This window comes from Rhodospirillales bacterium (assembly GCA_023898805.1).
Taxonomy (GTDB): domain Bacteria; phylum Pseudomonadota; class Alphaproteobacteria; order Micavibrionales; family UBA1664; genus UBA6145.
In genome coordinates, this window is sequence record CP060260.1 from 30,826 (window position 1) to 50,669 (window position 19,844).

A 19,844-nucleotide genomic window follows, 5' to 3' on the forward strand; every position below is an offset into this window, starting at 1 on the left:
TTAGGGATAAGCTCAAGAAACGATATGACCAGAAAATATTTCGGCACTGACGGCATCCGCGGCCGCGCCAACCAGCACCCGATGACGGCCGACGTCGCCCTGCGGGTCGCAATGGCGGCGGGCGCGGTTTTGCGCGCCGGTGCGGGCAAACCGCACAACCGCGTCGTGATCGGCAAGGATACCCGCCTGTCGGGCTATATGATTGAACAGGCAATGTCCGCCGGCTTTCTGGCCATGGGTATGGACGTTGTGTTGCTCGGCCCCATGCCGACGCCCGCGGTGGCGATGCTCACACGCTCGCTGCGCGCCGATCTTGGCGTGATGATCTCGGCCTCGCACAACCCTTATGCCGATAACGGCATCAAGCTGTTCGGCGGCGACGGCTATAAACTTTCCGATGCGATCGAAACCGCGATCGAGGCGCGGATCGACAATCCCGACCCGGCGCTGGCCCAGCCCACCGATCTTGGCCGCGCCAGCCGCCTCGACGACGCTTCCGGCCGCTATATCGAATTCGTCAAGGGGACATTCCCCCGTGGCCAGACCCTTGCGGGCCTGCGCGTCGTGGTCGATTGCGCCCATGGTGCGGCCTATCGCGTGGCGCCGCAGGTGTTGTGGGAATTGCAGGCCGACGTGATCCCGCTTGGCATCTCGCCCAACGGGCTCAACATCAATCAGGGCTGCGGCGCGACCGATACCGCGCTTTTGCAAAAAACCGTGGTCGAAAACGGCGCGGATCTGGGTATCGCGCTCGACGGCGACGCCGACCGCCTGATCATGGTCGATGAAACCGGCGCCCGCGTTGACGGTGACCAATTGATGGCGATTATCGCCAAATCGTGGAAAGAGGCGGGCGGGCTGCGCAATGGCACCGTGGTGGCAACGGTTATGTCCAATCTTGGGCTGGAACGCTATCTCGAAAAACTCGGCCTTCGCCTTGAGCGCACCGCCGTTGGCGACCGCTATGTCGTCGAACGCATGCGCGAGGGCGGGTTTAATCTGGGCGGTGAGCAATCGGGCCACATGGTCCTGTCCGATTTTGCCACGACCGGCGACGGGCTGATCGCAGCGCTTCAGGTGCTTGCGGTCCTGCGCGGGCAGGGCGGCAAGGACAGCGGGCTTAAAATGTCGCAGCTTGCGCGCACGTTTGAACCTGTTCCCCAGATACTTGAAAGTGTACGCTTTGCGGCGGGTGCGAATCCGCTGGAAGATGCGGGGGTTCGGGCCGCGATCGATGGCGCGGGCAAAAGCCTTGAAGGCAAGGGCCGGATTCTGGTCCGCGCTTCGGGGACCGAGCCGGTGATCCGCGTCATGGCCGAAGGCGACGACGCGGGCGCAGTCCGCAGGATTGTCGAGGATGTCTGTGCCACCATCAAGGCGGTCGCCTGAATTTAGGCGGGCAAAACGGGGGAAGATGAAATGAGTAACGGAATTGTTCTGGCTGTCGATATGACCGACCCAAGCGGCGGGAAGGGGGCCTATGCGGCCATCAAGACCGCGCAGGCATTGGGCGGTTACGCGCAGGTCGCGGTTTCCGCCGTATCGGTCCAGACCCCGGAACAGATGCTGGGCATCTGGCCGGTGCCCGCCGCGGTGGTGGTCGACCAGATGCGCGCGGCGTTTTCATCCTACAGCGTCGGGGCGATCTTACTGGGCCTGCTACCGGGCAAGGACGTGATCGATGCGGTCGGCGACCTGCTCGATAACCTTAAGCCGAAAGTCCCGGTGATCGTCGACCCGGTGATCGAAAGCCGCGATGGCAAACGTTTCCTAGACAAACCCGATATCGACGCGCTCAAGCGCCGCATCCTGATCCATGCCGACCTGCTGATGCCCAGCATCGGCGAGGCCGAGCATTTGACCGGGCAAGCCATCAGGGACGAGCAAACGATGGAACACGCGGCTGAAATGCTGCTGACCCTGGGTGCGCGCAACGTGCTGCTGAAGGGCGAAACGCTGGAACGCGAAAAGATATACGAAATCTATGTCGATGACCGTCGCACGCAGGTCTTTGAATCCGAACGTCTGCCGGGCCGTAATATCCATGGTGCCGGCTCGACTCTGGCGGCGGCGGCGGCGGTGCTGGTGGCGCAGGGCAACACCCCGCGCGAATCGGTTGTCCGTGCCCGCGCCTACCTTGAGGAAATGATCCGCAACGCCTCGGATTTCGATGGCGAAGCATCCGTCCCCTTGCGCCACGCGGCCCAGTGACGTATGCGCAAGTGACGCGGCCATGGTGGGTTCCCTCATACAGGATTTGAACGCCTACCGTTATGGCCCGCTGGCGGCGGGCAAGCCGCACAATCTTGTCGTGTTGCTGCATGGTCTTGGCTCCAACGGACAGGACTTGATTTCGCTTGCGCCCGTCTGGGCGGCGGAAATGCCCAACACGTTGTTTGTCAGCCCGGACGCGCCCTTTGTCTGCGATATGGCCCCGCCGGGTTTTGACGGCAGTTTTCAGTGGTTTTCCCTGCGTGAATGGACGCAGGAAGCGATGCTTAAGGGTGCGGAAAACGCCTTTCCGATTGTGGATAACTTTCTGGATAAGCTGTTGAAATCGACAGGACTATCGGAAGACAAAATGGTGCTGGCTGGGTTTTCGCAAGGAACGATGATGGCGCTATACGCGGCGCTACGCCGCAAAAACGCATGCGCCGGCATTCTGGGATATTCCGGCGCACTACTGGGTGGCGGGCAGCTCAAGAACGCGAATATCCACAAAATACCCACATGCCTGATTCATGGGGGCGTCGACAACGTGGTTCCCATAACCGCATGGCATCAGGCCATCGACCAGCTCAGGGATGCGGACATTCCGGTGGAGGGTGAGATCATTCCCGGCCTTGCCCATGGCATCGACGATCGGGGTATAAAGATCGGTTCACGCTTCTTAAGGCAATGCTTGGGCTCCTAAGCTGCATCGCAATATTGTTTCAATGCAAAAGAAATAATATTACCCAAAAAATGGCGGATTTCCGTGCTTGACACGAAAATGCACCAATCGATACCGCTGCAATGCATCACATATTGTTTCAAAAAACTGCAAGAAAGCACTGAAAAACAAGATATAATTAAATCGTGAGCTTAAAGGTTCACGAATTAATACTGAACCTTGGGCGCACTTCACAAAGGAGGCATTCATGTTTGGTAATGTAACCGACTTTTCGCATACTAGGTCCCATACCGAGGCGATTGGGTTCTTCGTTTTTACGACGATCCTGCTGGTCGGTTTGTCGACCATCCTTGTCCCCGTACTTGGCCTGATCGGTATTGATCTTGGCACGACCACCAGCACGGTTGTGACGGGTGTCACGGTACACACCCTGATCAGCACGCTGTTCGTGCTTCTGCTCTCTAGCCTGATCCTCGTCGGCAAAAAACTGACCGGCGACCTTCTGTCGATCATCCTGACCGTGGTGGGCGTTTATGCGACTTATCACATCTCGGTCGTGCTCGGCATGGTGGTGGTCAGCTATCTGACCACGATCAAGGGCAAATAGGCCTGACGTGTTTCGTTAACCCCCTGATGTAAGGGGGTGTTTCGGAGCCGGATCCGCTGGATGATCCGGCTCTTTTTTATAGCAAATTTGTTGACATTTCTGTGTACGCTCCCTTAGACACAAGGCATTCCATAGTTTTGCGGTCATGGGGATAAAAATGTTCAGGGATATGTTCGATTTTAAAAAGACGCGCACGCCGGTTGAGGCGGCCGCGTTTTTTGGTTTTTACACCGGCCTGTTTTTGCTGGCGGGTAAATTGCTGGGCTTTTAAAGCGCTTAAATTGGCCCGACGCGGGAATCTGCGGTATAATGGAAGGGTGCAAGGATATGCGCCCGGACATTCACTGCCGCATCCCCGTATAAGTCGGGGCAAAGGGGCCGTGTGATGATGCTCGGATCCGGCGGCCACCCTGACATGTACCCGGCCCTGGTTCTGAATGCCGATTTTCGTCCACTCAGCTATTACCCGCTTTCCCTCTGGCCGTGGGAGGAGGCGGTCAAGGCCGTCTTCCGTGACAGCGTCACGGTGCTGGCAGAATACGACCGCATCGTGCATTCACCCTCTACCGCGATGAAACTGCCCAGCGTGCTGGCCTTGCGGGAATACGTGCCCGCCGTCCAGACGCCGGCCTTCACGCGCTTTAACGTATTCCTGCGCGACCAATGGAAATGCCAATATTGCGGCGAACGCTTCAAGACCCAGCAACTGACCTTCGATCACGTCATTCCGCGCTCGCGCGGCGGGCGCACCAGCTGGGACAACATCGTTACCGCCTGCCGCCCCTGTAACACGGCGAAAGGCCGTCTGCTGCCCCATGAATGCGGCATGTTCCCGCGCATCGAGCCCTTTCGCCCCGGTCTGCACGAACTGCAGATGCAGGGCCGCAAATTCCCGCCCAGCTTTCTGCATCAAAGCTGGCACGACTTCCTGTACTGGGATTCCGAACTGGAAAGTTGATCAATAAGGCCCGGGCATGGATTCGCGCGACAGGTAATAGACCTGCGTGTCCTCCATGACACCCCCGTTGCAGTAATGGCCCTTATGCAGCGCACCCGCCTGAAAACCGGCTTTCGCCATCAGGCGCACGGCCTCGTGCCGTGCCGGATTGATATTGGCTGTCACGATCTGGGTGTCACGAAACGCTGCGCAGTTGAAGGCGAAACTGGCAAGGCCGCGTAAAACTTGCGGACCGTAACCGCGTCGCTGATAGGCCGGATGCAGGATCAATCCCACATCCGCCAGACTGTCGCCGAATTCCGAGCGCGTGACGGTGCCGAACCCGATACGCTGCCGCGTTCTACGCTTGCGCAGGACGACGATCCAGCTGTCATGCGCGGATTGAAGTCCGGCTTTGCGCTGCTCGCTGATCGCGTCCATGACGTCGTCATATGTGATATCCGGCTGGCCGCCCGCGCTGCCGTTTTCAGGCGCGTTGAACAGTTTCAGCAAATAGGGCGCATCGCGCAGCAGGGCCGGACTGGCGGAAACGTCCGCAGTACGGAAGACGGGCTTTGACATAGTGTGCGTGATAGCACGATCGCTTGATCTTATGCAAATAAAATGAAAAGCTGTGTGCGGGTATTAAAATCTCAAACCGTAAAAACGTAACAGCGCACATTCTGACCCTCGATGACAAAGGCGGCGCGTTTGGGGATCATGCGGCGCCCGCGGGCCATGCCCATGCTGTGTCGCATCAAATCACCAAGCACGCGCGAAGGATGGCCGCGAAACGTCATCGATAGCGGGCCTGGAAAATCCCCCTGAATTCTGGTTCTGTCCTCGCTTTGCGCGATGGTGAAATGGTAACAGAGTGGTGGCCGGATCATGCGCAAGCGATAGCGGGCCCGAAAAGAATATGCAAATAAATTACGCGGCTTTGCGCCCGGCCTTGTGCGCCGCGATCATATCGACGAAGCGCCCGAACAGGTAATGGGAATCATGCGGGCCGGGGCTGGCTTCGGGGTGGTATTGCACCGAAAACGCGGGCCGATCGCTGCACGCCAATCCTTCGTTCGATCCGTCGAACAGGCTGACATGCGTGACCTGCACATTGGGGGGCAGGGTTTCGGGCATGACGCAGAACCCGTGGTTTTGGCTGGTGATCTCGACCTTGCCGGTGGTCAGGTCCTTGACCGGCTGGTTGGCGCCGCGATGCCCCAGATGCATTTTTTTGGTCTTGCCGCCCAGCGCCAGCGCCAGCATCTGGTGCCCAAGACAGATGCCGAAAATCGGCATTCTGGCGTCCAGAAGGGCGCGGATGACAGGCACGGCATACTGCCCGGTTGCCGCCGGGTCGCCCGGTCCGTTCGACAGGAACACCCCGTCGGGTTTAAGCGCCAGAATATCTTCGGCCGATGTCTGCGCAGGCACCACGGTGACGGCGCAACCCGCATCGGCCAGACAGCGCAGGATGTTGCGCTTGGCTCCGTAATCGATCGCCACGACGTGGTATTTCGGCTGGGTCTGGCGGGCATAGCCGCCTTCCAGCGACCACAGGGCCTCGTCCCAGCTATAGCGTTGCTGGCACGACACCTCGATCGCAAGATCCATGCCGTCCAGCCCCGGCCACTCCTGCGCCCGGGCTTTTAGCGTCGGAATATCGAAAACACCATCCGCGCGATGGCTGATGACGCCGTTGGGCGCGCCTGCATCGCGAATGCGCCGGGTCAAGGCACGGGTATCGACACCGCTGATGCCCGGCAGGTTGTGATGCCGCAGCCACTGGTCGAGTCCCTGACCCGCGCGCCAGTTGCTGGAATCAGTCACGCGCTCGTGCACGATCATCCCGCGCGCGGCGGGGTTGATGGTTTCGATATCTTCCGGGTTGGTGCCCACGTTGCCGATATGCGGAAATGTGAAGGTGATGATCTGCCCGGCATAGGACGGGTCGGTCAAAATCTCCTGATACCCGGTCATCGACGTGTTGAAACAGATTTCGCCCACCATCTCGGCCTCGGCCCCGAAACCATGGCCGTAAAACACGCTCCCGTCGCTTAAAACCAGTACGGCGGTGGGGGCGGGGGCACGGGTCATGGCGCAGGCGATCCTTTGCACGGCTTGAGTTGTGGGCTAAGTGGGTGTTATACACGGCTTTGAAAGCAAACAAAAAGAAATTTGCCCGCCATGACCGATCTGCGCACCCGTTTTACCGATGACATGAAAACCGCGATGAAAAGCGGCGATTCCGCGACTCTGGCGACCGTCCGCCTGATCATCGCCCAGATGAAGCTCAAGGACACCGAGGGCAAGGGCAAGATCGACGATGCCGGCATCCTGCCGATGCTCCAGACCATGGTGAAGCAGCGCCAGGAATCCGCGAAAATCTACCGCGATAACAACCGCCCCGAACTGGCCGAAAAGGAAGAGGCGGAGATCAAGGTCATCGAAACTTATCTGCCCAAACAGCTTTCGGTCGAGGAAACGGAAACCGCCGTCGCCGCGATCATCGCCGAACTGGGTGTCACCTCGGCCAAGGATATGGGGAAGGTGATGGCCGAACTCAAGACCCGCTATGCCGGACAGCTGGACATGTCCAAAGTCGGCCCGATCGTCAAATCCAAACTGGCGGCATGAAAAACCGTCCAAAACGGGCGGTTTTTAATTCAGGGCCGGGGCTCTTTTTACGGAACCAGCGTTTCCCATTTGATGGTAAATTCGCACCCAATATAGCGGACTTTTATTATGTAAATATAAGTAAGGGAAAATCTTTTCGCGGCGGGCTGTAATCTGCTACGTCAAACTCATGCTCGTCCCGAAAAGCTTCCTTGATGATCTGCGCGCGCGCCTGCGCCTGTCGGATATCATCAACCGCCGCGTAAAACTCACGCGCGCGGGGCGGGAATTCCGGGCCTGCTGTCCGTTTCACCACGAAAAGTCCCCGTCCTTTTACGTCAATGACGAAAAAGGATTCTATCACTGCTTCGGCTGCGGCGCGCATGGCGATCATATCGGCTTCCTGATGCGCCACGACAATCGCGGCTTCATGGACGCGATCGAGGAACTGGCCGCGCAGGCGGGGCTGCAGGTGCCCCGGCCCAGCCCGCAGGAAATGGAACGGCAAAGCCGCCGCGAACGCCTGATCCGGCTGATGGAGGCGGCGACGGTCTTTTACGCCGCGCGCCTGTTTGAAAACCGCGACGTGCTGGATTACCTGACCGGGCGGGGTCTGACCCTCGATACGATCCATGCCTTCCGCCTTGGCTACGCCCCGCCGGGGAAGGAGGTTCTGGCCGAAATGCGCAAGGCCGGTTATGCCGACGACGAATTGCTGGAAGCCGGGCTTGCCCGCCGATCGGATCGCGATGGCGGCCTGTTTCCCTTTTTCCGCGACCGGGTGATGTTTCCGGTCGGCGACCGGCGCGGCCAAAGCATCGCCTTTGGCGCGCGCATCCTGCCCGATCATCTGCGTCCGCCCGCGCCCGACGCGCCAAAACCGCCCAAATACATCAATTCCGGCGAAACGCCGTTGTTTCAAAAAGGGCACATGCTCTACAACGAATCGCGCGCGCGCGCGGCGGCGGCCAAGGGTGAGCCGGTGGTGGTGTGCGAAGGCTATGCCGACGTCATCGCCCTGTGGCAGGCCGGGTTTACGGGCGCGGTCGCGCCGCTTGGCACCGCGCTGACCGAGGCGCAAATCGGCGCCCTGTGGTCGATGATCCCGGACGGCGCGGAAACCGGCGTGCGCGAACCCATCCTGTGTTTCGACGGCGACGCGGCGGGCCAGCGCGCCGCCACCCGCGCGATGGACCGCATCCTGCCGCTGCTGACCGCCGGGGTTTCGGCGCGCTTTGCCTTTTTGACCGACGGCATGGACCCGGATGACCTGATTCGCGCGCGCGGGGCGGCGGGTTTCCGGCAGGTGCTGGAAAAATCCGTGCCGCTTTCCGCGATGATCTGGCGCACACTGACCGACGGGCGGCGGTTTTCCACGCCCGAATCACGCGCGGGCCTGCAAAAATCCATTGCCGGCGTGGTCGCGGCCATTGCCGACCGCGCGGTGCAAAAACAATACGAATCCGCGCTCAAAGATCTGTTCTATCAGGCCTTCAACGTCAGGCGCCGGGATGCGAACGGCCCAAAAGGGGCTGGCGCAATGGCCGCGCGCACGGCCTTGCCCGATCCGCGCGCGCGCGGGACGAATGAAAGGACGCACGTGGCTCTGGCCGCAATCCTGAACTTCCCCGAGATTTTTCATGATGCCGAGGAGCCGCTTGGTCGTCTGCCCATCGCCGACCCGCGCCTTGATGCGATCCGCCAGCGCGTTCTTGAAATCCTTTCCGACGTGCCCGAAATGGGGCATGAGGAACTGATGCAGGCCCTTGAAAAACAAGGATTTGGCGACGATTTACGGGCGGTGATGACGGCCGCAAGGCTGCATGGCTTGTCGTCCCGCGCGACCTCCAGCCCGGTTCAGGCGCTCGAAGGCTTGCGTGAGGCGGTAGGGGCCGCGCGATAAGATTTTGATTTTACGCGACACTCCTTTATATGTACCTCTTTGATCATTCGCATTTTTGGGCTTCAAGGGGTACGACACGTGGCGCGCGCAGCAGTAAAAAGCAAGAAGACCGCAAACGCTGAAACCAATTCCGCCGAAACCGTGACGGCGGCCAAGGGCAATCTGGCCAAGATCGCCAAGGACCTGATCGCCCGCGGCAAGAAAACCGGTTACATCACCCACGACCAGTTGAACGCGGCGCTTCCGGCCGAGGAATATTCCTCCGACCAGATCGAAGACATCATGGTCAACATCTCCGACGCGGGCATCAATATCGTCGATGCCGACTCGGTTGAGGAGGGTGACGGCGAAGCGCAGGAAACCACGAACGCCGCCGACAGCGAAGACGAAGGTATCTCCGGCAACGTCTCCTCGGACGATCTTGGCCGCACCGACGACCCCGTGCGCATGTATTTGCGCGAAATGGGTACGGTAAAACTGCTCTCGCGCGAGGGCGAGATCGCGATCGCCAAACGCATCGAGGCCGGACGCGAAATGATGATCGGCGGCATTTGCGAAAGCCCGCTGGCCATCGAATCCATCATCGCCTGGTACCACGCCCTGCAAAAGGGCGACATCCTGCTGCGCGAGATCATCGACCTTGAAGCCACATACAACAACGGCCCTGACGGGCAGGGTGACCCCGACGACCTGACCGGCGGTCAGGAATACGAGGAAAAGGACGAGCCGGAGGAAAAAGCCGAAGGCGAGGAAGGCGGCGAGGGTGAAGGCGGCGGCGAGGAGGACGAAGGCGGCCTCTCCCTGATCCTGATGGAGCAGAAGCTCAAGGAAGTGGTGTTCGAGAAATTCCACGCCATCGAAAAAACCTACAAGGCCATGTCGAACGCGCAGGACAAGCGCATCGAGGCGATTGCATCCGGTAAGAAACCCGACCCGGCGGTCGAGAAGAAATACCAGAAATGCAAGGAGGACATGATCAAGCACATGAACGAGGTGCATCTGAACAATGCGCGCATCGAACAACTGCTTGACCGCCTGTACAAAATCAATCGCAACCTCGTGGGTCTGGAAGGCAAGCTTCTGCGCGTCGCCACCGATTCCGGCGTCAAGCGCGAGGAGTTCCTGAAGGAATATTACGGGCACGAAATCGACCCAAGCTGGGTCAAGAAAATCGCCAAGCTGGCGGGTAAGGGCTGGAACAAATTCGCCACCAAGCACGCCGACGAAATCAAGCGCATGCGCGCCGAAATCGCCCTGACGCAGGAAGAGGCGGGCCTGCCAATCCCCGAATTCCGCCGCATCGTCAACACGGTGCAAAAGGGCGAGCGCGAAAGCAACCGCGCCAAGAAGGAGATGATCGAGGCCAACCTGCGTCTGGTCATTTCCATCGCCAAGAAATACACCAATCGCGGCCTGCAATTCCTCGACCTCATTCAGGAAGGAAATATCGGCCTGATGAAGGCGGTCGATAAATTCGAATACCGTCGCGGTTATAAATTCTCGACCTATGCGACATGGTGGATCCGTCAGGCCATCACGCGCTCCATCGCCGATCAGGCGCGCACCATCCGTATTCCGGTGCACATGATCGAAACCATCAACAAACTGGTGCGCACCTCGCGCCAGATGATGCACGAACTCGGCCGCGAACCGACGCCGGAAGAACTGGCCGAACGCCTGCACATGCCGCTCGACAAGGTGCGCAAGGTCCTGAAAATCGCCAAGGAACCTGTTTCCCTAGAAACCCCGATCGGGGACGAGGAGGATTCATCCTTGGGCGATTTCATCGAGGATAAAAACGCGATCAATCCGCTTGAAAGCGCGATCCATTCCAACCTCAAGGAAACGACGACGCGCATCCTCGCTACGCTCACCCCGCGCGAGGAACGCGTGCTGCGCATGCGTTTCGGCATCGGCATGAACACCGACCATACGTTGGAGGAAGTGGGCCAGCAATTCAGCGTGACCCGCGAACGTATCCGTCAGATCGAGGCCAAGGCCCTGCGCAAGCTCAAGCATCCCTCGCGCTCCAAAAAGTTGCGGTCTTTCCTCGACACCTGATACGGCTACGGAAAATCCGTACCGGAAAGGGATAGACCATGGCGCCTAAAGGGACAGTATCCGCCAAACTGAATGACGCGGCCGCCGCCAGCCACGCGGCCTATATGCGCCGCATCATGGAGGACCCGGAATTTCGCGCGGCCGAATTGCTGAAGTTCCGCCAGAAAGATGGTATTCTTGATGGCGATAATCGCGCCTATTTCAGCCTGCAATTAAGCCGCTTTGGCGGGCTTTTTAAAGGCCCCGGCCATATCGAAATGGATGGCGGGGATATGGAAGCCATGCAGTTCTCCGTATGGGATTGGCTGGATAAATGCGTGGGGGAATACGACTGGGTTTCCATCTGCCTGCATGGCCCCCACCCATCCGGTTGGAGCATTGCCGGGGGTGCCAATACCGACCCCGTGCAGGTTCTCGATACAATGAAACGCTTTTACGCCGACCTTGCGCGTTTGCCCGAGGCCGTTTCCAGTGCATCGCTCAAACCGGCGCTGCCAACATTGCGCGCGCGTTAGAGCGTTTTGTTTTCAGACTGACGTAATTTTCATGCGTCATGCCCCGACTTGTTCGGGGCATCCATTGTGCCGAATGATATAGCCGTCCCCGTTAAGAATAGGACGAACAATCCAAGCTGAAGAAAAACTTGATACACATTTTACCGCTAAGAACACTAAGCCTCGCTAAGGGACGCTAAGAATTTTAACGAAATCATATGGTTGCGTGAATTTTGCAGGGCCTTCCTTAGCGTTTCTTAACGGCCCTTCGCGCACTTAGCGGTTTAAAAATTCAGGCGTAAAAAATGTTCGCTTCTTATTGGGAATGACCATAGATATCCACCATTCCTTGCCGTATCCGATATCGGCCCACCTTGCAGTGACAAAACGTATTTTTTTCCTGTGCTTCGTGCTTAAACTGCGGGCATGACGTCCCCGACCCACATCGTCTGGATTCTGGTTGAAAAAAACCTTATTGGTACGGAAAACCAGTGCCTTGGGGTGGCTGAGGCACTGGGGCATCCGTACACGATCAAACGCTTTACCCTGCGCCAGCCGTGGAAATCCCTGAGCCCATACCTGATTTGCGGCATTGGGCGCGCGGGTTATCGGGGTGATGCCCTGACCGCGCCATGGCCCGATATTTTGATCTGCGGTGGGCGCAAGGCGGCGGGCGTCGCGCTGTGGGTCAAACGTCAAAGCCCGAAAACCTTTACTGTCTGTCTGCTCGATCCCCGCGCGCGTCGCGCCGAATTCGATCTGATCGCCGCCCCCGCGCACGACCGCACCCCCGGCAAGAACGTCGTCGAAACCACAGGCGCGCCCAACCGCGTCACCCCGGCGCGCCTGACGGTGGCGGCAGACCGTTGGCGCGGCGTTCTGGCACCGGACGACCGCAAACGCATCGCGGTGCTGATCGGCGGCAATACCAAACATTACACTTTAAGCGACGAAATCGCCCGCAAGCTTGGCAACGATCTGCGCGCGCTGGCCGATCATGGCTACCGGTTGATGCTCACCGCCTCGCGCCGCACGCCGCCTCCCGCGCGGGCCATCCTTGAAAACGCCCTTACGGGTTGCGATGCCTTTATCTGGGACGGGCAGGGGGAAAACCCCTATACGGGGATGCTGGCGCTGGCCGACGCGATCCTTGTGACCGCCGACTCCGTCTCAATGACCGCCGAGGCCGCAACCACCGGCAAGCCTGTCTATCGCATCGATTTGGAAGGCGAGAGTCCGCGCATCGCGGCCTTTCATGCCCGGCTGGGAGAAGCTGGAATCGCGCGCCCCTTCACCGGAAAAATTGAAAACTGGTCCTATGCGCCGTTAAATGATGCGGGGATGCTGGCGCAGGCAATTATCCGCCGATACGCGGACCGTTAGGCCCTGCCGCGTTCGCGTTCCGGATTTCCTCGGTAACGCCTTGCGCGAATTGCCTTACAGCGCTATGAGCGGAAAATGCAGCGGACAATCCCGCGCCTACGGCAGCCATAAAAAGAAAGGCGGCCTCAGGCTTGGAAGCGGCCAGAAAACGAGATGCCATGTCACTGATTGTCAAACTCACGATGCTAAACGCTACTACTTGTGCTCCACTATAGGTAGCGTTCTTGAATTGAGTGTTTATATCGGGTGTGGGCATGGCATAGCCTTCATGGTTTTTATGGATGTATAGAGCGATATATCATATTGACATATTGTATTCAAATTTTTGCATTACTTGATGCTGAGGGCAATCAAAATGGCGGATAAATGACCGGGATTTCTGAAAAAGCCATCGCCTGTGTTGTAACGGGCGATGTACGCACACCGCACCAGCCGGTCATTTTCACCAGTTGCCGCAAAGCCGAGGCCGAGGACTTCGTTGCGGCGAACCCTGGCCATGCGCTCATCCATTCCACCCCTGCTGGCGCGGCGCTGGAGGAATTGCGCCTGTTCGACCAAATGTCGATGAAGACGGCCTATCTGCACTGGTTTTATCTTTCCGCCCGGTTTGTCGTGGAAAACGCGTTTCCAGACAATGTGCTGTTTTTCGCAAACCACGAAAACCCCACCAGCACGGCCTTCGGCATCGAAATTCCGCTGCTGTACCATTTGAAACCGAATATACGCAGCCTGACCAACCCGCTGGCGGGGCGCGTCATCCCGCGTGAAGACTGGCTGGCCGAAGGGCTGATGCGGCCCTATGTCCTGGGTCTGACCAATCTTTATATGCATGGGCCGGACCGCAAGATGGATGCCGGGGAAAGCCTGCTCCACGCCAAATTCGGGGAAGCGGCGGATGGGTTGCCCACGGCACAGGATCCTATAGAGTACTGGGCGGAAAGAGGGCTGAAAATGATGGTCGCGGGCTATCTGCACGCGCACGGAAATTTCCCGCGCGACCCAAAAACCCCCGGCAATCCATTGACCTGCGCCCTTGTCGCGGCCTGATAAAAACGAAACATGAAAGAGAACAATGCAAACAATTGAAACCAAGGTCCTGATCATCGGCTCCGGCCCGGCCGGATACACGGCGGCGATTTATGCCGCGCGCGCCAACCTGAAGCCCGTGCTGGTGCAAGGGCATGAACCCGGTGGGCAATTGACCATCACCACCGATGTCGAAAATTACCCCGGTTTCAAGGACCCGATTCAGGGCCCGTGGCTGATGGAACAAATGAAGGCGCAGGCCGAACATGTCGGCGCGCAGATGATTTGGGACACCATCACCGATGTCGATTTCTCCAAACGACCTTTCGTTTGCAAAGGTGAGGGCGGCGATACCTATGTCGCCCAGACGGTCATCATCGCCACCGGCGCGCAGGCGCGCTGGCTGGGCATCGAGGGCGAAAAGAAATTCAACGGACTGGGCGTGTCCGCCTGCGCCACCTGCGACGGGTTCTTTTTCAAGGGGCAGGACGTCGCGGTCATCGGCGGTGGCAACTCGGCGGTGGAGGAGGCGCTCTACCTCTCCGGCATCGCCAAAACCGTGACCGTCATCCACCGGCGCGATTCCTTCCGTTCCGAACGCATCCTGCAGGACCGCCTGTTCGCCAAAGACAACGTCAAGGTCGTCTGGGACCACACGGTCGAGGACGTTCTGGGCGTCGAGCGCGGGGGCGAGGGCACGCCGGGCATGACCGGGATTTTGATTAAAAACGTCAAGACCGGCGCGACCCAAACGCTGCCCGTTACCGGCATGTTCGTGGCCATCGGCCACGCGCCCGCGACCGCGCTGTTCAAAGGCAAGCTGAAAATGGATGCGGCCGGCTATCTGGTCACAGCGCCCGATTCAACGGCCACCGAAATTCCCGGCGTGTTCGCGGCGGGCGACGTCAAGGACCATGTCTACCGTCAGGCGGTCACCGCCGCGGGCATGGGCTGCATGGCGGCGCTTGAGGCCGACCGCTTTCTCGCCGCGCAGGATGGGGCCACGGACAAAAAGGCTACACAGGCGGCCTGAAGGGCCCATAACCATAAAAAACCCCGGAATACCGCTTATTCGGCACTTGCTAAACCCACGGCTTGTTCTTAGTCTTCGCGGAAAGCCCCAGTGGTGAAATGGTAGACGCGCCTGACTCAAAATCAGGTACCGAAAGGTGTGGGGGTTCAAGTCCCTCCTGGGGCACCACATTTTTGGCAACGGAAGGAAAATATCATGGCAGGCAGCGTCAACAAGGTGATGTTGATCGGTAATCTGGGTCGCGACCCGGAGGTCAAGACGATGCAAAACGGCGGCAAGGTGTGCAACCTGTCCGTCGCGACGTCGGAAAGCTGGAAGGACAAGGCGACCGGCGAACGCAAGGAAAAAACCGAATGGCATCGCGTCGTGGTGTTTAACGAGAACATCATCAACGTCTGTGAAAATTACCTGAAAAAAGGCGCCAAGGTTTACGTCGAGGGCCAATTGGAAACCCGCAAATGGACCGATCAGTCGGGTCAGGAAAAATACTCGACCGAGGTCGTCCTGCGTCCGTTCCGTGGCGAGCTGACGATGCTCGACAGCCGCAGCGGCGCTGCCGGTAACGACAACGGCAATTACGATCAACGCCCGCAGCAACAGGCCGCCGGTGGTGGCGCGGGGGGCGGAAACTGGCAATCACCCAAAGGGGGAAACGACTTTGAAGACGACATTCCGTTCTAAGCTTTTTGCGCTGCTCGCGCTTTTGCTTCTCGCATTCGCCGGGGCGGCGTACGCGACCTCGCCCGAATCGCCTCCTGGTGGTGCCGTCACGACCGAACGTCTGGCGCTGGCGAAGAAATACATCGCCGACGTGCCAGTGGAAGCCGAGGTCCGCGCCGCGATCGAACAGATGTCCAATATGGTCGCGCCGGACCAGCGCGCGCTGTATTCCTCGCTCGCTGGCGGCATCGACTACGCCAAATTGCGCGAGGCAGCGGAGCTTGCCGTGGCCCAGATCTTCACTGATAAGGAAATTCAGGCGATGATCGACTTTTACGGATCGCCCGAAGGCAAATCGATCCAGACCAAGATGCCGCAATACGAAAGCAAGATGCAGCCCGTGATGGAACAGGTCCTACGCGGCTTTGTTGAAAAGCTTCAGGCCAACAACGTCATGGTGTCGCAAACGCCTCAGTAATAAAATACGGCTGACGTAATGCTAACCCCCGGAAACATCCGGGGGTTTTGCGCTTTTTGACCGGTTTTTTTAGATATTTTTAACGCGGCGCTGGATAGAATAAAGCAGCAGCTTTTATGTCTGGAAAACGGCATGTCGTACAAATCCATCGCGTTTGAAAAACAACTGGCGAAATACCGGCAGGATCAGGCTGTGAAATCGATCATGGACCTGCCGGATCACAAACACCGCCCGGCTGAACGTGTTCAGGCATCGCCGCAGGCCCAGACGTCAAGGGGACTTGGCGCGGGACCAAGCCTGCGCACCCATTCCCTTGATGAAATCGCCCGCGCATCGGCGCCGCAACACGAAACGCCCGTTCAGACCGATCAGGTGCTCGCGGCCCATCCTGCGCCCGAACGGGATGCGTTACCGAAAAAACCGCTATATGCCCGCACGTGGTTCTGGGCGCTGGTGATGCTGGTCATGGTCGGTATCGCGGCGAAACCCATGTTGAGCGAACGTCTTGCACAGTTGCACGGCATCGCGCAAACCATCGAAAATTCGACCGGGATTGACCCGTTTAGTGCTAAAACTTACGGTGATCTGGCGCGGGGCAAGCTTGATGCCCCGAAACTTAATGCAGCGGCGGCCGATACGAAAACCCAACCTTTGGTTCCCGTGCCGGCGCCCTCGCACGATACGGCGCAAATGATGCGCGAGGCGCAGGACCGCGCCGATGCCGTGGCGCGTCAGGGGTCAAGCGCGAGCATGCGTTACATCGAGGAAGAAACCAAACGCCTGAACGAAATGGCGAAGGAAATCGATCAGCGCCAGGGCCGCGCGGGCCAAACCGGCACGAACCGCTGAAACAGAGCTGAAAACACTGGAAATCCGGTGCCTCGTGCCCATATAAAGAGGGCATGAAATCCATCACCGTCCGCGGCGCGCGCGAACATAACCTGAAAAACGTCACGATCGAAATGCCGCGCGACCGGCTGATCGTGATCACCGGCCTGTCCGGGTCGGGCAAGTCCTCGCTGGCCTTCGATACCATCTATGCCGAAGGTCAACGCCGCTATGTCGAAAGTCTGTCGGCCTATGCCCGCCAGTTTCTTGAAATGATGCAAAAGCCGGACGTCGATTCCATCGACGGCCTTTCGCCGGCCATTTCGATCGAACAAAAGACCACCAGCCGCAACCCGCGTTCGACCGTCGGCACGGTGACCGAGATATACGACTACATGCGCCTTTTATGGGCGCGCATCGGCGTGCCCTATTCTCCGGCCACCGGTCTGCCCATTGAAAGCCAGTCGGCAAGCCAGATGGTGGACGCGATCAAAAAAATGGGCGATGGCGCACGGCTTTACATCGCGGCTCCTATCGTGCGCGGACGTAAAGGGGAATACAAAAAGGAATTGAGCGAATTGCGCGCCAAGGGATTCCAGCGCGCAAAAATCGACGGCAAACTGGTTGAACTCGATACCATTCCGACCCTCGATAAAAAATACAAACACGACATCTCAATCGTGGTCGACCGTCTGGTGCTGAAATCCGACATTGGCAACCGTCTGGCCGACAGTATTGAAACCGCGCTGCGGCTGGCCGACGGGCTGGTGATTGTCGAAAACGCCGATACGGGCGTGGAAACCCTGTTTTCAGAAAAATTTGCCTGCCCCGTATCCGGCTTTACCATCGCGGAGATCGAGCCGCGTCTGTTCTCCTTCAACTCGCCGCACGGTGCGTGCCCCGTCTGCGACGGTCTGGGCGAAAAAATGCTGATGGACGAGGGGCTGATCGTCCCTGATCCCAAAAAATCACTGGCCAAGGGCGCGATCGAGCCGTGGTCGAAAAGCTTCGCGCCTTTTTACATGCAGGCGCTGGAAGGTGTGGCCAAACACTACAAATTCCGCACCGACGTGCCGTGGGAAAAACTCAAACCCGAACACCGCGACATCGTTCTGTATGGTTCCGGCGACCAGCCCATCAAGATCACGTATCACAGCAAGACCGAAAGCACATGGGCCAGCAACAAGCCGTTCGAGGGCGTAATCCCTTCGCTGCAACGCCGCCTGCTGGAAACCGAAAGCGACAACGCGCGCGAGGAAATCAGCCGTTATCAACGCTCCGCCCCTTGTGACGCATGCAACGGCGCGCGCCTGAAGCCTGAGGCGCTGGCGGTAAAAATCAACGGCATGAATATTTCCCAGACCGCCGAAATGTCGATCGAGGACGCCTGCGACTGGTTCGGCAAGCTGCCGAAAAAACTGGGCGCCAAACAAAACGAAATCGCCGCGCGGATTTTAAAGGAAATCAACGAACGCCTGACCTTCTTGATGAATGTGGGGCTGGATTACCTGACTCTTTCACGCGCATCGGGTACGCTTTCCGGCGGCGAAAGCCAGCGTATCCGGCTCGCCAGCCAGATTGGGTCGGGCTTGACCGGCGTGCTGTATGTGCTCGACGAACCTTCCATCGGCCTGCACCAACGCGACAACAACCGGCTGCTGGAAACGCTGCGCCGCCTGCGCGATCTAGGTAATACGGTGCTGGTCGTCGAACATGACGAGGACGCGATCCGCGCCGCCGACTATTTGATCGACATGGGGCCGGGCGCAGGCGTGCATGGCGGGCAGGTCGTGGCCGCCGGGCGGCCCGAACAGGTGCTGGCCGCCAAAAACAGCCTGACCGCCGATTACATGACCGGGCGAAAATCCATCCCCGTGCCGTCCGTTCGCCGCAAGGGCAGGGCGAAACAGGCGGTTTCAGTGCGCGGCGCGACCGGCAACAACCTCAAAAACGTCGGCGTGGATATTCCATTGGGGATTTTCACCTGCGTGACCGGGGTTTCAGGGTCCGGCAAATCGACGCTGGTGCTCGATACGCTTTACCGCGCCATCGCCCGCGAATGGAACGAAAGTGGCGAGGCGCCGGCCCCGCACAAGGACATCAAAGGCCTGGAATTCATCGACAAGATCATCGACATCGACCAGTCGCCCATCGGCCGGACGCCGCGTTCCAACCCCGCCACCTATACCGGCGCCTTCACGCCGATCCGTGATTGGTTCGCGGGCCTGCCGGAGGCCAAGGCGCGCGGTTACGGTCCCGGGCGTTTTTCCTTCAACGTCAAGGGCGGGCGTTGTGAAACCTGTCAGGGCGACGGTGTGATTCGCATCGAAATGCACTTCTTGCCCGATGTCTACGTCACCTGCGATGCCTGCCATGGCAAGCGCTATAACCGTGAAACGCTGGAAGTCAAATACCGCGAAAAATCCATCAGCGACGTTCTGGATATGACGATCGAGGAAGCGGCGCAATTCTTCAAGGCCGTCCCCGCCATCCGTACAAAAATGGAAACGTTGCAGGATGTGGGGCTTGGCTATGTTCAGGTGGGACAGGCGGCGACGACCCTTTCGGGAGGCGAGGCGCAACGCGTCAAACTGGCCAAGGAACTGGCCCGCCGCTCGACAGGCAAGACACTCTACATCCTTGACGAACCGACCACCGGACTGCATTTCGACGACGTGCGCAAACTGCTTGAGGTGCTGCACGCGCTGGTCGATCAGGGTAATACCGTACTGGTGATCGAACACAATCTGGACGTCATCAAGACGGCGGACTGGATCATCGACATGGGACCGGAGGGCGGAACACGCGGCGGACAAATCGTCGCCACCGGCACGCCGGAGGATATCGCCGCCACACGCGAAAGCCATACCGGAGCATTCCTGAAACCCGTGCTCGCCGCTGGAAAGCCCCGTAAATCTGCGTAAA

General features: G+C 58.9%; 18 protein-coding genes and 1 tRNA gene. 17 read left to right on the forward strand and 2 right to left on the reverse strand.

Features of this window, described 5'->3' with window-relative positions; genetic code table 11:
• Positions 1 to 24: 24 nt before the first annotated feature.
• The 5 genes from H6866_00200 to H6866_00220 all read left to right on the forward strand — a co-directional run bounded on the left by H6866_00200 (position 25) and on the right by H6866_00220 (position 4,458).
• Positions 25 to 1,389, forward strand: coding sequence for a phosphoglucosamine mutase (locus tag H6866_00200; GenBank protein ID USO07696.1), 1,365 nt, complete (start codon positions 25 to 27; stop codon positions 1,387 to 1,389).
• 30 nt (positions 1,390 to 1,419) lie between these two features.
• Positions 1,420 to 2,211 carry a bifunctional hydroxymethylpyrimidine kinase/phosphomethylpyrimidine kinase gene (locus tag H6866_00205; GenBank protein ID USO07697.1) on the forward strand — a complete coding sequence of 264 codons (792 nt, stop codon included), beginning with the start codon at positions 1,420 to 1,422 and terminating at the stop codon, positions 2,209 to 2,211.
• A 37-nt stretch (positions 2,212 to 2,248) separates the two neighbouring features.
• Positions 2,249 to 2,914 (forward strand): dienelactone hydrolase family protein, encoded by a 666-nt coding sequence (locus H6866_00210; GenBank protein ID USO08527.1) that lies wholly within the window; start codon positions 2,249 to 2,251, stop codon positions 2,912 to 2,914.
• Positions 2,915 to 3,140: 226 nt separating this feature from the next.
• Positions 3,141 to 3,500 carry a hypothetical protein gene (locus H6866_00215; protein USO07698.1) on the forward strand — a complete coding sequence of 120 codons (360 nt, stop codon included), beginning with the start codon at positions 3,141 to 3,143 and terminating at the stop codon, positions 3,498 to 3,500.
• Positions 3,501 to 3,888: 388 nt separating this feature from the next.
• Positions 3,889 to 4,458: an HNH endonuclease gene (locus tag H6866_00220; GenBank protein ID USO08528.1), complete on the forward strand. Its 570-nt coding sequence runs from the start codon at positions 3,889 to 3,891 to the stop codon at positions 4,456 to 4,458.
• On the opposite strand, the gene H6866_00225 is transcribed toward H6866_00220, so the two are convergent.
• On the reverse strand, positions 4,459 to 5,019 hold the full coding sequence (locus H6866_00225; protein ID USO07699.1) for a GNAT family N-acetyltransferase: 561 nt from the start codon (positions 5,017 to 5,019) through the stop codon (positions 4,459 to 4,461).
• Between the two features lie 348 nt (positions 5,020 to 5,367).
• A complete protein-coding gene (gene carA, locus H6866_00230) occupies positions 5,368 to 6,534 on the reverse strand; it encodes a glutamine-hydrolyzing carbamoyl-phosphate synthase small subunit (protein USO07700.1) in 1,167 nt (388 codons plus the stop codon).
• Positions 6,535 to 6,624: 90 nt separating this feature from the next.
• On the opposite strand from carA, the gene H6866_00235 reads away from it, so the two are divergent.
• From H6866_00235 to uvrA, 12 genes are all read left to right on the forward strand, one after another.
• Complete coding sequence (locus H6866_00235) at positions 6,625 to 7,074, forward strand: GatB/YqeY domain-containing protein (protein ID USO07701.1); 450 nt, start codon at positions 6,625 to 6,627, stop codon at positions 7,072 to 7,074.
• 169 nt (positions 7,075 to 7,243) lie between these two features.
• Positions 7,244 to 8,956, forward strand: coding sequence for a DNA primase (locus H6866_00240; GenBank protein ID USO07702.1), 1,713 nt, complete (start codon positions 7,244 to 7,246; stop codon positions 8,954 to 8,956).
• Positions 8,957 to 9,034: 78 nt separating this feature from the next.
• Positions 9,035 to 11,017, forward strand: coding sequence for an RNA polymerase sigma factor RpoD (gene rpoD, locus H6866_00245; protein ID USO07703.1), 1,983 nt, complete (start codon positions 9,035 to 9,037; stop codon positions 11,015 to 11,017).
• 38 nt (positions 11,018 to 11,055) lie between these two features.
• The gene (locus H6866_00250; protein ID USO07704.1) at positions 11,056 to 11,532 is read left to right on the forward strand and encodes a hypothetical protein; all 477 of its coding nucleotides are present in this window, start codon (positions 11,056 to 11,058) and stop codon (positions 11,530 to 11,532) included.
• 405 nt (positions 11,533 to 11,937) lie between these two features.
• Positions 11,938 to 12,894: a mitochondrial fission ELM1 family protein gene (locus H6866_00255; protein USO07705.1), complete on the forward strand. Its 957-nt coding sequence runs from the start codon at positions 11,938 to 11,940 to the stop codon at positions 12,892 to 12,894.
• A gap of 366 nt (positions 12,895 to 13,260) precedes the next feature.
• A complete protein-coding gene (locus H6866_00260; protein USO07706.1) occupies positions 13,261 to 13,941 on the forward strand; it encodes a hypothetical protein in 681 nt (226 codons plus the stop codon).
• A 25-nt stretch (positions 13,942 to 13,966) separates the two neighbouring features.
• On the forward strand, positions 13,967 to 14,953 hold the full coding sequence (gene trxB / locus H6866_00265) for a thioredoxin-disulfide reductase (GenBank protein ID USO07707.1): 987 nt from the start codon (positions 13,967 to 13,969) through the stop codon (positions 14,951 to 14,953).
• An 84-nt stretch (positions 14,954 to 15,037) separates the two neighbouring features.
• Positions 15,038 to 15,121: transfer RNA gene (locus H6866_00270), tRNA-Leu, on the forward strand.
• 24 nt (positions 15,122 to 15,145) lie between these two features.
• Positions 15,146 to 15,634 carry a single-stranded DNA-binding protein gene (gene ssb, locus H6866_00275; GenBank protein USO08529.1) on the forward strand — a complete coding sequence of 163 codons (489 nt, stop codon included), beginning with the start codon at positions 15,146 to 15,148 and terminating at the stop codon, positions 15,632 to 15,634.
• Positions 15,612 to 16,091 carry a DUF2059 domain-containing protein gene (locus H6866_00280; protein ID USO07708.1) on the forward strand — a complete coding sequence of 160 codons (480 nt, stop codon included), beginning with the start codon at positions 15,612 to 15,614 and terminating at the stop codon, positions 16,089 to 16,091. The genes ssb and H6866_00280 overlap by 23 nt, the downstream gene beginning before the upstream one ends.
• Before the next feature lie 132 nt (positions 16,092 to 16,223).
• Entirely contained in the window at positions 16,224 to 16,940 is a 717-nt protein-coding gene (locus tag H6866_00285) for a hypothetical protein (protein ID USO07709.1), read from the forward strand.
• Positions 16,941 to 16,993: 53 nt separating this feature from the next.
• Positions 16,994 to 19,843 carry an excinuclease ABC subunit UvrA gene (gene uvrA / locus H6866_00290; protein USO07710.1) on the forward strand — a complete coding sequence of 950 codons (2,850 nt, stop codon included), beginning with the start codon at positions 16,994 to 16,996 and terminating at the stop codon, positions 19,841 to 19,843.
• Position 19,844: the final 1 nt, after the last annotated feature.

Bases quoted from the DNA above. Each gene is read 5' to 3' on its own strand.
- H6866_00205 (USO07697.1), top strand. From the start codon at position 1,420: ATGAGTAACGGAATTGTTCTGGCTGTCGATATGACCGACCCAAGCGGC.
- H6866_00220 (USO08528.1), top strand. From the start codon at position 3,889: ATGCTCGGATCCGGCGGCCACCCTGACATGTACCCGGCCCTGGTTCTG.
- H6866_00285 (USO07709.1), top strand. From the start codon at position 16,224: ATGTCGTACAAATCCATCGCGTTTGAAAAACAACTGGCGAAATACCGG.
- uvrA (USO07710.1), top strand. From the start codon at position 16,994: ATGAAATCCATCACCGTCCGCGGCGCGCGCGAACATAACCTGAAAAAC.
- H6866_00225 (USO07699.1), bottom strand. From the start codon at position 5,019: ATGTCAAAGCCCGTCTTCCGTACTGCGGACGTTTCCGCCAGTCCGGCC.
- H6866_00215 (USO07698.1), top strand. From the start codon at position 3,141: ATGTTTGGTAATGTAACCGACTTTTCGCATACTAGGTCCCATACCGAG.
- H6866_00200 (USO07696.1), top strand. From the start codon at position 25: ATGACCAGAAAATATTTCGGCACTGACGGCATCCGCGGCCGCGCCAAC.
- H6866_00255 (USO07705.1), top strand. From the start codon at position 11,938: ATGACGTCCCCGACCCACATCGTCTGGATTCTGGTTGAAAAAAACCTT.
- carA (USO07700.1), bottom strand. From the start codon at position 6,534: ATGACCCGTGCCCCCGCCCCCACCGCCGTACTGGTTTTAAGCGACGGG.
- H6866_00235 (USO07701.1), top strand. From the start codon at position 6,625: ATGACCGATCTGCGCACCCGTTTTACCGATGACATGAAAACCGCGATG.
- H6866_00240 (USO07702.1), top strand. From the start codon at position 7,244: ATGCTCGTCCCGAAAAGCTTCCTTGATGATCTGCGCGCGCGCCTGCGC.
- H6866_00250 (USO07704.1), top strand. From the start codon at position 11,056: ATGGCGCCTAAAGGGACAGTATCCGCCAAACTGAATGACGCGGCCGCC.
- trxB (USO07707.1), top strand. From the start codon at position 13,967: ATGCAAACAATTGAAACCAAGGTCCTGATCATCGGCTCCGGCCCGGCC.
- H6866_00260 (USO07706.1), top strand. From the start codon at position 13,261: ATGACCGGGATTTCTGAAAAAGCCATCGCCTGTGTTGTAACGGGCGAT.